Annotated in this window: 10 protein-coding genes and 1 rRNA gene; 5 read left to right on the top strand and 6 right to left on the bottom strand. The window is 71.4% G+C overall.

Going from position 1 to position 12,183, the window contains the following annotated elements; translation table 11 throughout:
* Positions 1–117, top strand: a 5S ribosomal RNA gene (rrf, locus tag KME80_RS30580).
* Positions 118–267: 150 nt separating this feature from the next.
* Here the strand turns inward: rrf and KME80_RS30575 are convergent.
* The gene (locus tag KME80_RS30575) at positions 268–1,746 is read right to left on the bottom strand and encodes a phosphodiester glycosidase family protein (protein ID WP_219509888.1); all 1,479 of its coding nucleotides are present in this window, start codon (positions 1,744–1,746) and stop codon (positions 268–270) included.
* A 278-nt stretch (positions 1,747–2,024) separates the two neighbouring features.
* Between KME80_RS30575 and trpS the strand changes: the two genes are divergently transcribed.
* Positions 2,025–2,987: a tryptophan--tRNA ligase gene (gene trpS / locus KME80_RS30570; RefSeq protein ID WP_219509887.1), complete on the top strand. Its 963-nt coding sequence runs from the start codon at positions 2,025–2,027 to the stop codon at positions 2,985–2,987.
* On the opposite strand, the gene KME80_RS30565 is transcribed toward trpS, so the two are convergent.
* From KME80_RS30565 to KME80_RS30555, 3 genes are read right to left on the bottom strand one after another with little or no spacing between them, the layout of a single operon-like run.
* Positions 2,947–3,996: a methyltransferase gene (locus KME80_RS30565; RefSeq protein ID WP_219509886.1), complete on the bottom strand. Its 1,050-nt coding sequence runs from the start codon at positions 3,994–3,996 to the stop codon at positions 2,947–2,949. The two genes, trpS and KME80_RS30565, sit on opposite strands and share 41 nt — an antisense overlap.
* Before the next feature lie 25 nt (positions 3,997–4,021).
* Complete coding sequence (locus KME80_RS30560) at positions 4,022–5,644, bottom strand: PucR family transcriptional regulator (RefSeq protein ID WP_219509885.1); 1,623 nt, start codon at positions 5,642–5,644, stop codon at positions 4,022–4,024.
* A 56-nt stretch (positions 5,645–5,700) separates the two neighbouring features.
* The gene (locus KME80_RS30555) at positions 5,701–6,399 is read right to left on the bottom strand and encodes a TetR/AcrR family transcriptional regulator (protein ID WP_219509884.1); all 699 of its coding nucleotides are present in this window, start codon (positions 6,397–6,399) and stop codon (positions 5,701–5,703) included.
* A 70-nt stretch (positions 6,400–6,469) separates the two neighbouring features.
* Between KME80_RS30555 and KME80_RS30550 the strand changes: the two genes are divergently transcribed.
* Positions 6,470–7,912, top strand: a complete 1,443-nt coding sequence (locus KME80_RS30550; RefSeq protein ID WP_308125988.1) for an MFS transporter — start codon at positions 6,470–6,472, stop codon at positions 7,910–7,912.
* Here the strand turns inward: KME80_RS30550 and KME80_RS30545 are convergent.
* Both KME80_RS30545 and KME80_RS30540 read right to left on the bottom strand, forming a co-directional pair.
* A complete protein-coding gene (locus KME80_RS30545; protein ID WP_219509882.1) occupies positions 7,909–8,610 on the bottom strand; it encodes an alternative oxidase in 702 nt (233 codons plus the stop codon). The genes KME80_RS30550 and KME80_RS30545 overlap by 4 nt on opposite strands.
* 221 nt (positions 8,611–8,831) lie before the next feature.
* Entirely contained in the window at positions 8,832–9,104 is a 273-nt protein-coding gene (locus KME80_RS30540; RefSeq protein WP_219509881.1) for a WGxxGxxG family protein, read from the bottom strand.
* A 246-nt stretch (positions 9,105–9,350) separates the two neighbouring features.
* Here KME80_RS30540 and KME80_RS30535 point away from each other — a divergent pair, with 246 nt between their 5' ends.
* Positions 9,351–10,631: an aspartate aminotransferase family protein gene (locus KME80_RS30535; protein ID WP_219509880.1), complete on the top strand. Its 1,281-nt coding sequence runs from the start codon at positions 9,351–9,353 to the stop codon at positions 10,629–10,631.
* Entirely contained in the window at positions 10,628–12,133 is a 1,506-nt protein-coding gene (locus tag KME80_RS30530; RefSeq protein WP_219509879.1) for a CoA-acylating methylmalonate-semialdehyde dehydrogenase, read from the top strand. Before KME80_RS30535 ends, KME80_RS30530 begins: the two co-directional genes overlap by 4 nt.
* Positions 12,134–12,183: the final 50 nt, after the last annotated feature.

Raw genomic sequence — 12,183 nt, 5'->3', positions numbered from 1 at the left:
TACGGCGGTTATGGCGGGAAGGAAACACCCGGTTACATTCCGAACCCGGAAGTTAAGCTTCCCTGCGCCGATGGTACTGCACTCGGGAGGGTGTGGGAGAGTAGGTCACCGCCGGACAATCTTTCAGAGAGGGCCCCGACAGTCAGTGTCGGGGCCTTCTCTGCGTTGTGTGACGAGATTGGGCCCTCGGGGGTGATCCCGGGGGCCTTTTCGCGTTCTGGGGACGAACCGGCCCTGCCCCTCGAACGGGGCAGGGCCGAAGGGTGGTCAGCGGGGCGGCAGGACGAGGAGCGCGTCGCCGACGGCGCGTTCGCGGCCGTCCGCCGGCTGGTTGACGACCTTCTTGCCCACGACCATCGCCGTCGACCCGCCGCCGTCCAGGTTGATGGCCTGGGTGGCGCCGAGCCAGCGCATGAGCTGGGCCGCCTCGGTGAAGCTCGCGCCGACCGTGATGCCGGGCTTGCGGCCGTCGATGGTGGCGAGGATGAGGCTGCCGTTGCGGGTGGTGCCGAGCAGGGTGCGGGGGTGGCGGCGCAGGATCATGTTGACCGAGTCGTGGCCGTCGCGCTTGGCCGTGATCTTGGCGCGGCCGTTGCGGACCAGGCCGACGCCGCCGGCGACCACGTGCAGGTCGGGCGTCAGCTTGATGGCCTTGCCGGTGCGCAGGTCGGTGAGCTTGGTCAGTACCTGGACGCTGCCGCCTTCCACGGCGTGCTCGGCGAGCCAGTCGGCCGCCGCGCCGCTGCCGTGCAGGACGCGCCCGCCCTTGGGCACCGCGTAGCCGGAGGCGCGCACGCCGACGACCTTGCCGGCCGGGTCGAGGACGACGTCGGCGCCGCCGTTCGCGGGGGTCTTGGCGCCGTACTCCTCGGTGTAGAGGACGAGCTCGTCGGTGGCGGCGGCGCGGTTGACGCCGGCGACCGGGGCGCGGGCGCCGTCGTGGGAGACGGCGGTGACGGCCGACTTGAGCTCGGTGATGCGGGCCGTACGCCCGCGCAGGACGACGGCGGAGCGGCCGGGGACGGCCTCGCTGAGCAGGCGGCCCGCGACCACGGAGGCGCCGACGGGCTCGCCGCGCAGCTCCTTGGCGGTGTGGATGTTGAAGAAGCCGCCGTTGATGGCCGCGATGGCGCCCTGCGCCTTGGCCATTGCGGAGACGGTCTCCCGCTTGGCGACGCTGGTGCCCAGGGAGGCGGCGTACGAGCCGCGGAACGTGCGGGCGTCGATCATGACGACCTTGACGTTCCACGGGCCGGTGGTCTTGAGGCCGTCGTCGCCGAGGTAGTCGGTCTTGACCTTGAGCCCGGCTTCCTTGAGCTTCTTGGCCGTCTTGTCGGCCTCGGCCTTGTCCTTGAAGGACCACAGGCCGACGCGGACCATGTAGATCTCCTGGGCGGGCGCGTCGGCGACCTGCGGGCGGATGACCTTCTGCAGGCTCGCGGTCTCGCCGGCGGCCTCGACCTCGGCCACCCTGGCCTCCGCGGTGGCGCGGGTGCCGTAGTCGCGGCCGCTGGGCATGAGCACGGTCACCGTGTAGCCGTCGGTGGCGCTGCCGGCCTTCACGTCGTACAGGTCGATCCCGGGCGCGACGGCGGTCATGGTCTTGGTGGGCGCCGAGCGGGGGCCGAGCGGGAACTTGGCCGACGGGAACTTCACCGCCACCTGCTCCGCGGCGGCGCCTGGCACGGTGGTCACCGTGAACGTCGCGGCCATGGCCAAGCCGGCGACGATGGTGCGTCGAGACATCAGAACTCCAGAGGGCGGAAAACAATCCGACCCATCCTGGCGTGATCTTGGTCCCGGGGTCCTCGAAACACGCCAAACGGTGGAAGAGGTTACGAGATTGACACCGGGTATGGCTGGCATCTTTGATCCGCCCATACAATGGGTGCATGAAGCGCATCAGCATGTGGTGGTGGCCGCGAGACGGCCACTGACATCCGCATGCACGGGCCGTCCTCAGGGCGGCCCGGCGCGACGGGCTCCTCCCTGGGACGGCATGAACACCTCAGGAGGAGCAGAGCATGAACCACGTCGTTCTCACCGGTGACCGCCCGACCGGGCCGCTGCATCTGGGCCACTACTTCGGCTCGTTGGCCAACCGGGTGCGGCTGCAGGACACGTACGAGATGTATGTGTTGATCGCCGACTATCAGGTGATCACCGATCGGGATCTGCCGGGGGCGATCCAGCAGAACATCGACGCGTTGCTGCTGGACTACCTGGCGGTCGGCATCGACCCGGCGAAGGTGACGATCTTCCAGCACAGCGCGATCCCCGAGCTCAACCAGCTCATGCTGCCGTTCCTGAGCCTGATCTCGGTGGCCGAGCTGGGGCGCAACCCCACGGTCAAGGACGAGATCGCGCACAGCAGCCAGCAGGTGGTGAGCGGGCTCATGTTCACCTACCCGGTGCACCAGGCGGCCGACATCCTGTTCTGCAAGGGCACGCTGGTGCCCGTCGGAAAGGACCAGTTGCCGCACGTGGAGACGACCAGGCTGGTGGCGCGGCGGTTCAACGAGCGGTACGGGCCGGTGTTCCCGGTGCCCGAGGCCATGATGGGCGAGCAGCCGCTGCTGCCGGGACTCGGCGGCGGCAAGATGAGCAAGAGCCGGGGCAACGCGATCGCGCTGTCGGCCACCGAGGACGAGACGGCGGCGCTGATCCGCAAGGCGCCCACCGACTCCGAGCGGCTGATCACCTTCGACCCGGAGAACCGGCCGGGCGTGGCGAGCCTGCTCACGCTGGCGTCCCTGTGCCTGGGGCGGACACAGCAGGAGCTCGCCGACGAGATCGGCGACGGGGGCGCGTCGCGGCTCAAGGCGCTGGCGACCGAGGCGGTCAACGAGTTCCTGGTCCCGATCCGGGCGCGGCGCCGCGAGCACACCGTGGCGGAGGCCAGGGAGGTGCTCGGCGAGGGCAACGCGGCGGCCCGCGAGCGGGCGATCAAGACGCTGGACGAGGTACGTGCCGCGATGGGGTTCTAGCGAGGGCGAGCTGGGTGACGGGGGAGCGCCAGGGGCGGCGGTGGCGCGGCCGCTCGAAGCCCGCCTCCCGCAGCAGGTCCGCGACCTGTGAGAACGCGCGCACCCGGCCGCCGCCGGCGACGAGGTAGTTGAGGTCCAGCAGCCGCATCAGGCCGCGGCTGGCCCGCCCGGGTAAGAGGCGGTCGCCGAACTGGTCGCCGATGGCCACGACGCCGCCGGGGTTCAGGGCGGCGGACACCCGGCGCAGCAGCGCCGCCGTCTCGGCGTCGTCCAGCAGGTGGATGACGTTGAACAGCAGGATGACGTCGTAGCCGTCGCCCAGGTCGCCGTTCAGGAACGAGCCGGCGCGCAGCGTCAGGCGGGGGTGCTCGGCCGCCGACAGGAGCGCCTGCGGCAGGTCGAGCACGGTGGCGCGCAGCGCCGGATGGCGGCGCAGCAGCGCCACGCTGTAGAGGGCGTGGCCGCCGCCCACGTCGAGCAGCCGCCGGGCGTGCCGGGGGACGGGGATGGCGCGGGCCGCCGCCGGGGCCTGCTGCCCGGCGAGCGCCGCCGTCCACGCCTGGAACGAGCGCGACAGCTCCGGGTCCTGCTCGGTCAGCGTGTAGAGGGGGACGGGCGGCGTGCCGTCGCGGACGGCCTTCTCGGTCTCCGGCCAGATCACGCACGCCGTACGCTCCCAGAACGTGAGCCCCTCCAGCAGGCTGGTGGCCGAGCCGGTGACGAGCCAGCGGCGGGAGGCGCGCGTGAGCGCGTAGCGCCCGCGCCGCCGGCGCAGGTAGCCGAGCGCGGCGAGGCTGTCGAGCAGCACCCGGGCGGCGCGCCCGTCCAGGCCGCGGGCGGCGGCCAGCTCGTCGCCGGTCAGCGGCCCGTCGCGCAGCGCGTCGAACAGGCCCAGCCGCGCCGCCGCGACGATCGCGTGCACGCCCAGGGCGCCGAAGTAGTCGAACATCGGGGGAACGAGCGACAGCCGGTGGGCCGCCGCCTCCAGGGGGTTGTAGAAGAGGGGCACACCGCAGACGCTAGGCGGCGCGACCTCATTCGGGGCGGGCGTTGCGGCGGAACGACTCCAGGGCCAGCAGCGCGACGTGCAGCGACAGGCAGGACTCCGAGTCGTCCAGGTCGGTGTCGAGGATGCGCTCCAGGCGGCGCAGCCGGTCGTAGAAGGCGGGCCTGGACAGGTGGGCCTTCTGCGCGGCCACGGCCTTGTTGCGCCCGGCGTCGAGGTAGATGCGCAGGATGCGGGTCAGGTCGCCGCCGCGCTGGGCGTCGTGCGCCAGCAGCGCGCCCAGCTCGCGCTCGGCGAACGTCTGCAGCCTGGCGTCGTCGCGCAGCAGGTGGAGCAGCCCGCGCAGCCGCAGGTCGGGCAGCCGGTAGAAGGGGCGGCCGTCGGGCTGGCGGACCGCGACGTCGGCCACCTGCTCGGCCTCCAGGAAGCTGCGCCGCACGTCGCGGATCGACTCGACCACCGAGCCGGAGGCGAGCACGAACGCGCCGCCGGACTTCGACAGGGCGCGCAGCCGCTCGGCGAGCGAGGTCAGCGCGGGCTCGACGGCGGTGCGCGGCGGCAGCGGCAGCAGCACGCCCACGCGGTCCTGGTCGAGGGCGCCCACGAGGGCGGGCAGCCGGGCCTCGCGGCAGGCGGCGGCGGTGGCCTCGGCCAGCTCGCCGAGCTCGGCCTGCCCGTCGAGCGCCTGCTCGGCCAGGTCGGTCGGGCGGATGACGACGCTGACGAGCCTGCGGCCGGTGAGCGGGACGCCGACGGCCCTGGCGCGGGCGGCGGCCTCGTCGGGGTCGGCGTAGGCGTGGGTGAGGATGCCGGTGATGATCGTGCCGTGCGCCTGGCGTTCGAGCGATTCCTGGTGGCGTTCCAGCAGGCGGCCGAGGGCGAGCGTGGTGGCGGCGCGCTCGGCCAGCACCAGCTCGCGGGGCGAGGGCTGGGCGTCGCACAGCAGGATGAGGCGCCCCCAGTCCTGGCCGCGGGCGCCGACGGTGGTGACGAGCCAGCCGGAGGCGGCGTCGTAGGCGGTGCGCTCGGCCGGGGCGACCGCGCGGGACCTGGTCTCCCAGCCTGCCAGCAGCGTGCCGGTGTCGCGGCCCGCCGACTCGCAGGCCAGCACCTGGTGGGCGAGGTTCTCCAGCAGGACCGGGCGGCCCGACAGCCGGGAGACCTGGGCCAGCACCTCGGCCGGTGAGGCGCCCTCGACCGACAGCTCGGTGAACACCTCGTGCAGTTGCTCGGAGGCGCGCAGCTCCTCCAGCTGGATGTCGATGATCCGGGCGTGGACGGCCTCGGTGATCTGCACGAACGGGGTCTCGCGGGTCAGCACGACCAGCGGCAGCCCGTGGTCCTCGGCCGTCTTGACCACGGCGCGGGGCAGCTCGTGGACGAAGCGGCGGCCCAGCTCGACGATGAGGCCGGAGACGCCGACGGACGACAGCTCGCCGATGTAGTCGGCCAGCTTGTCGGGGTCGTCGGGCAGGGCCACGCCGGTGGTGAGCACCAGCTCGCCGCCGCGCAGCAGTTGCGCGATGTCGGCGATCTCGCCCACGTGCACCCACCGCACGCGGGTGTCGAGCCGGTCCGCGCCCGCGACCACGCGCGGGTTGCCCCGGCGGACGCTCTCCAGGGCGAGGATGTCGGCGATGGTGGGGAGCACGAGCCGAGCCTATCCGATCAGCTTGTAAGATCGAGTCCGCGCAGGCTGACAATCTGCTAGGCGACCAGGCGTGCCGTGAGTCCGTCGAGCACCGCGTCGAGCCCGAAGCTGAAGGCCATCTCGCGCACCGCGTCAGTGTCGGAGCTCTGCACCTCGTTCATGCGGCTCGCCAGGTCCGGATAGTCGGCGGCCAGCAGGGCGACCGTCTCGCGGATGCTCTCGTCGGGATAGTCGGTCTCGGCGACCTTCTGGGCCCAGGCGACCTCCGGGATCGTGATGCCGAACACGTACGAGGTCAGCGTGGTGTTGGCGTAGTCGATCTCCAGCCCTTCGAAGCCGGCCAGGTGGAAGCTCCTGCGCAGGGTGTCGGCGGCGCCGAGCGCGTTGGGGCCGAGCGCGGGCAGGCGGCCGATGAGCGAGGCCGACCAGGGGTGGCGCAGGATCACCCGGCGCATGTCGTGGGCGAAGGCCGACGCGGTGACCCGCCAGGTCTCCGCCGTGGGCTCGGGCAGCCGCAGCTCGCCCCAGATCTCGTCGTAGACCAGCTCCAGCAGCTCCTCCTTGTTGGCCACGTACCAGTAGATGCTGGTCGCGCCCGCGCTCAGCTTGGCGCCGAGCCTGCGCATGCTGAGTCCGTCGAGGCCGTCGGCGTCGAGCAGCTCGACGGCGGCGTGGACGATCTCGTCGCGGCTGCGGCCGGTGCTCTTGGCGGGACGGGCTTCCCGGAGCCAGACGGTGCTGAACTGCTTGGTCATGCTCCAAGGATAATTCCACTCGCACACTGTACGAGTGTTGTCGTACAGTGTGCGAGTGGAATCGAACGCTGTGCGAGACCCCCGTCGCTGGTGGGTCCTCGCCGTACTCTGTCTGTCGCTGCTCGTGCTGTCCGTCGACGGCACGGTGCTCAATCTGGCCATCCCCTCGCTGATCGAGGACCTGGGCGCGACGCCGTCCGACATCCAGTGGATCCTGGACTCGTACGTGCTGGCCTTCGCCGGGCTGCTGCTGACGGCGGGGAGCCTGTCCGACCGGTTCGGCCGCCGGAAGTTCCTGATCATCGGGCTGGCGCTGTTCGGCGGGGCCTCGGTGCTGGCCGTGCTGTCCGGGGAGCCGTGGCAGCTCATCTGGTCGCGCGCGCTCATGGGCGTCGGCGGGGCCATCCTGATGCCGTCGACGCTGTCGATCCTGATGACGGTCTTCGACGCGGACGAGCGGCGCAAGGCCATGGCCATCTGGGGCGGCGTGGCGATGATCAGCGTGATCATCGGGCCGACCCTGGGCGGCTTCCTGCTGGAGCACTACTGGTGGGGGTCGGTGTTCCTGCTGAACATCCCCATCGCGCTGATCGCCATCGTGGCCGCGCTGGTGCTGATGCCGGAGACCCGCAGCGCCGGGCGCCCGATCGACCCGGTGGGCGTGGTGCTGTCGGTGGTCGGGCTGACCGCCGCCGTCTACGTGATCATCGAGCGGGTCTTCGACCCGGTGATCATCGCGCTGGCCGTGGTCACGCTGGGCGTGTTCGTGTGGTGGGAGCGGCGCTCGGCCCATCCGATGCTGCCGCTGCGGCTGTTCAGGAACCGCAACTTCAGCGGGGCGTCGTTCTCGATCCTGCTCATGGCGTTCGGGGCCGGGGCCGTGATGCTGATGCTGACGCAGTACCTGCAGTTCGTGCTGGGCTACGGGGAGACGAAGGCCGGGCTGGCCCTGCTGCCCTACGCCGTGGCCGCGGCGATCTTCAACGGGGTCGGCGCCGGGCTCGGCAAGAAGGTCACCAACCGGACGCTGATCGCCTCCGGGCTGGCCGTCATGGCCGGCGGGTTCCTGGTGATGGCCACCACCACCGGCTACCTGGGGCTGCTGATCGGGCTCGTGCTCATGGGCGTCGGCGGCGGCCTGGCCGGGCCGTCGGCGTACGCGTCGCTGATGAACGCGATCCCGCTGGAGCACGCCGGGGTGGGCTCGGCCATGAACGACACCGTCCAGCAGGTCGGCCTGGCCCTGAGCATCGCCGTGCTGGGCAGCGTGCTGGCCGGGGTGTTCACCTCGTCCATGCCGGCGGGCGCGCCCGAGGCGGCCAGGGAGTCGATCGGCGTCGCGTTCCGGACGCCCGAGCTGGTCGAGCCGGCCAAGGCGGCGTTCACCGACGCGATGCACGTCGGCTGCTTCGTGGGCGCCGGGTTCTGCCTGGCCGCGGCGCTGCTCGCGCTCCTCGTGCTCCGGCCCGCCGCCACCGCGCCGGACACCGCGCCCGAGCCGGTGAGCGCCTAGCGGATGCGGGGCTCGCGCATGCTCCGCAGGCTGTCGAGCTTGTGCGTCCGCTCGTCGTGGCCGATCTGCCGCAGCAGGTCGGCCACCGAGCGGTAACGGCCGTACTCGGCGGCGTAGGCGCCCGGGTCGGGGACGAAGTCCAGGTCCGGGTTGTCCGCCACGAACGTCATGTACTCGTGCTCGGCGTGGTCCTCGAACTCGGCGTTGAGCCGGTAGCTCCAGTCGGGCCGGACCAGGAACAGCACCCACGACACGTGGTAGTAGAAGAACGCGATCAGCCAGGGCGCGGCCCGGTGCAGCAGCCAGCTCTGTCGGTGCCCGGAGCGCTGCACCAGGTCCTGCATGATGAGCAGGTGCCACTGCTCGTTGTCCTGGTCGGCACGGGCCTCGACGATGCGCTCGAAGACCCGGCGGGCCAGCGCCGAGCGGCCTCTGTGGCGGTGCACCGCCCAGTAGCCCATCCGCTCCCACGCCTGGTAGGGCACCCGGGCGATGATCTCCAGCATGGCGAACTTCGTGTACGAGCCCTCCTTGCCGTACATGAGGTCCACGGGCTTGAACATCATCCTGGCCAGCAGGCTGTACTTCATGCGCGGGGTGGCGAGCGTGTCCTGCTGGGCCTGGCGGAGCTGGTCGCGGTCGAGCTTGGGCGGCCCGGGGTGGGTGGTGGCGGGGGCGTGGTCCAGGGCGAGCGTCATGCCGGTCTCCTCGGGTCTGCTGTCGTGATGACCCGATGGTGGCGGACCGGACCCGCGCCGGTCGTCGCCCGGGAGTGGGCTTTGCGGGTGCCTCCGGCGGCGTAGCCCGTACGCCGGCCGTACGCCCGCAGGCGGACGGGTGATCCCCTAAGGGACGGGGGCCGGTGGGACGGGGGATCCCCGTGCCGGGCTCGCCGGCACGGGGATCCCGCGCGAGGACCTTACGGGTTGCGGTGCGGCCGATTGGTCATGTGCTCGGCCGTGCCGACCTGGCTCTTCTGCTTGCGCATGCCGGTCAGGCCCAGAAGCCCGAGCAGGCCCAGCAGGCCCCACAGGCCGGCGTTGCTGCCGCCTTCGTCTCGGGTGTCGGTCGGCTGAGGTGACGGATTGACCTGGCTCTGCGCGGCCTGAACGGGTGTGTCCGCCGTGGCGGCCGCGGCCGGGGCGAGCGTCAGGAAGAAGGCCAGCCCCAGACCCGTGAGCGTCTTGCGCATTGGGTTCCCCCGATCCGGCGGTCTTACGACGGTCGCCAGACCGCCTGTCGCGTCTTCTGGACGGTGCTCCAGAAGGCTTCCCCCTGGAGGGGCGATCTCACATATTCCCTGCTAGACGTAGCCATACCATCACCCATCCCGACGAAACCTCTTCTCGGCCCCGGGTCGACAGTATGTAAGCCAATTCGGCGACAGGCCGACATCTTGCCGTTCCGGGGAAGTCGCGGCAACAGCGATACTCAAGACATGTCCGAGCTTCTCGCGCGCCACAGGGCCGTGATCCCCGCCTGGGTGAGCCTCAACTACGACGAGCCCATCGAGATCGTCAGCGGCAAGGGCAACCGTGTCGTCGACGCCGACGGCAAGAGTTACCTCGACTTCTTCGCCGGCATCCTGACCAACATGATCGGCTACGACGTGCCGGAGGTGCGCGAGGCCGTCGAGCGCCAGCTCGCCACCGGCGTCGTCCACACCAGCACCGTCTACCTGCTGCGCGGCCAGGTCGAGCTCGCCGAGAAGATCGCCAGGCTGTCCGGCATCCCCGACGCCAAGGTGTTCTTCACCAACTCCGGCACCGAGGCGAACGAGACCGCCCTGCTCCTGGCCACCTGCGCGCGCAAGAGCGACCAGGTGCTCGCCATGCGGCAGAGCTACCACGGCCGCAGCTTCGGCGCCATCGGCGTCACCTCCAACCGGGCCTGGAAGAACAACTCGCTCTCCCCGCTCAACGCGCACTTCCTGCACGGCACCGACCGGCACCTGACCCAGTTCAAGGGCCTGTCCGACGCCGACTACATCCGCGCGTGCACCGAGGACCTGCGCCACGTGCTCGCCACCGCCGTCGCGGGCGACGTCGCCGCGCTCATCGCCGAGCCGATCCAGGGCGTGGGCGGGTTCACCATGCCGCCCGACGGGCTGTTCGCCGCCTACAAGGAGGTCCTGGACGAACAGGGCATCCTGTTCATCTCCGACGAGGTGCAGACCGGCTGGGGACGCACCGGCAGTGCGTTCTTCGGCATCCAGAACCACGGCGTGACGCCCGACATGATGACGTTCGCCAAGGGCCTGGGCAACGGGTTCGCCGTCGGCGGCGTCGTGGCGCGCGGCGACCTGATGGACGTCCTGCCCGCCGTCGGCCTGGCGACGTTCGGCGGCAACCCGATCTCCATGGCCGCCGCCAACGCCACCCTCGACTACGTCCTCGACCGCGACCTCCAGGCCAACGCCGCCAGGACCGGCAAGATCATCATCGACGGCCTGCGCGAGGCCGCCGCCCGCCTGCCCATCGTCAAGGAGGTGCGCGGCAAGGGCCTGATGTTCGCCGTCGAGCTGGAGAGCCCGGCCCAGGCAGCCCGCTTCATGGAGGAGACCAAGAAGGCCGGCCTGCTCGCCGGCAAGGGCGGCCTGTACGGCACCGCGATCCGCATGGCGCCGCCGCTCACCCTGACCGTCGACGAGGCCGCCGAGGGGCTCGGCATCATCGTCGGCGCGCTCGAAGTCATCAACGCGGAGGCGGCGCAGCAGTGAAGTCAGTCAAGCACTGGATCGGCGGAAAGCTCGTCGACGGTGACCCCCGTACGAGCGAGATCTTCAACCCGGCGACCGGGGAGGTCAGCGGCACGGTCGCGATGGCGTCGGCGGCCGACGTCGACGCGGCGGTCGCCGCCGCGGCGGCCGCGTTCCCCGCGTGGCGTGACACGTCGCTGGTCAGGCGCGCGCACGTGCTGTTCCGCTTCCGCGAGCTCCTGTACGCCCACCGCGACGAGATGGCGGCGCTGATCTCCGCCGAGCACGGCAAGGTCCACTCCGACGCGCTCGGCGAGGTGGCCCGCGGGCTGGAGGTCGTGGAGTTCGCCTGCGGCATCCCGCACCTGCTCAAGGGCGGTTTCTCCGAAGGGGTGTCCACCCGCGTGGACTCCTACTCGATCCGGCAGCCGCTCGGCGTCGTCGCCGGGATCACGCCGTTCAACTTCCCGGCCATGGTGCCGATGTGGATGTACCCGATCGCGATCGCGTGCGGCAACGCGTTCGTGCTCAAGCCGTCGGAGAAGGACCCGTCGGCGTCGCTGCTCATGGCGCGGCTCTGGCAGGAGGCCGGGCTGCCCGACGGCGTGTTCAACGTCGTGCAGGGCGACAAGGTGGCGGTGGACCGGCTGCTGGAGCACCCCGACGTGCGCGCCGTCTCGTTCGTCGGCTCCACCCCGATCGCCCGGTACGTCTACGAGACCGGATCGGCCCACGGCAAGCGGGTGCAGGCGCTCGGCGGCGCCAAGAACCACATGCTCGTGCTGCCCGACGCCGACCTCGACCTGGTGGCCGACTCCGCGGTGTCGGCCGGGTTCGGCTCGGCGGGCGAGCGGTGCATGGCGATCTCCGTCGTGCTGGCCGTCGACCCCGTCGGCGACGAGCTCGTGCAGAAGATCGTCGAACGGGTCGAGCGGCTGACCATCGGCCCCGGCGACGACCCCGCCTCCGAGATGGGCCCGCTCGTCACCGGCCCGCACCGCGACAAGGTCGCCTCCTACCTCGACGTGGCCGTCGAGGAGGGCGCCAAGGTGGTCGTCGACGGCCGCGAGACGCCGGTGCGCGGCGGCGGCAAGGCGTCGGAGACGCCCGGGTTCTGGCTCGGGCCGACCGTCGTCGACCACGTCAGGCCCGGCTCGCGAGTGCACGTCGAGGAGATCTTCGGGCCCGTCCTGTCGATCGTCCGCGTCGGCTCCTACGAGGAGGGCGTCGAGGTCATCAACGCGGGCGAGTACGGCAACGGCACCGCGATCTTCACCAACGACGGCGGCGCAGCCCGGCGCTTCCAGAACGAGATCGAGGTCGGCATGATCGGCATCAACGTGCCGATCCCGGTGCCGATGGCGTTCTACAGCTTCGGCGGCTGGAAGTCCTCGCTCTTCGGCGACACGCACGCCCACGGCACCGAGGGCGTGCACTTCTACACCCGCGGCAAGGTCGTCACCTCCCGCTGGCTCGACCCGTCCCACGGCGGCGTCAACCTGGGGTTCCCGACGAACAAGTAGGTTGTCCACAGGCGGGCGGGCTTCGGCTCCGCCCGCCCGGGGCCCCGGTA

This window comes from Nonomuraea ceibae, assembly GCF_019396325.1.
Taxonomy (GTDB): Bacteria; Actinomycetota; Actinomycetes; order Streptosporangiales; family Streptosporangiaceae; genus Nonomuraea; species Nonomuraea ceibae.
The sequence above is the reverse complement of the archived record's forward strand: the minus strand, read 5'-3'. Positions and strand labels throughout refer to the sequence as shown.

What these genes read in the sequence shown, in the direction of transcription:
- KME80_RS30575 (WP_219509888.1), bottom strand. Translation starts at nt 1,746, where the DNA reads ATGTCTCGACGCACCATCGTCGCCGGCTTGGCCATGGCCGCGACGTTC.
- trpS (WP_219509887.1), top strand. Translation starts at nt 2,025, where the DNA reads ATGAACCACGTCGTTCTCACCGGTGACCGCCCGACCGGGCCGCTGCAT.
- KME80_RS30555 (WP_219509884.1), bottom strand. Translation starts at nt 6,399, where the DNA reads ATGACCAAGCAGTTCAGCACCGTCTGGCTCCGGGAAGCCCGTCCCGCC.
- KME80_RS30545 (WP_219509882.1), bottom strand. Translation starts at nt 8,610, where the DNA reads ATGACGCTCGCCCTGGACCACGCCCCCGCCACCACCCACCCCGGGCCG.
- KME80_RS30540 (WP_219509881.1), bottom strand. Translation starts at nt 9,104, where the DNA reads ATGCGCAAGACGCTCACGGGTCTGGGGCTGGCCTTCTTCCTGACGCTC.
- KME80_RS30535 (WP_219509880.1), top strand. Translation starts at nt 9,351, where the DNA reads ATGTCCGAGCTTCTCGCGCGCCACAGGGCCGTGATCCCCGCCTGGGTG.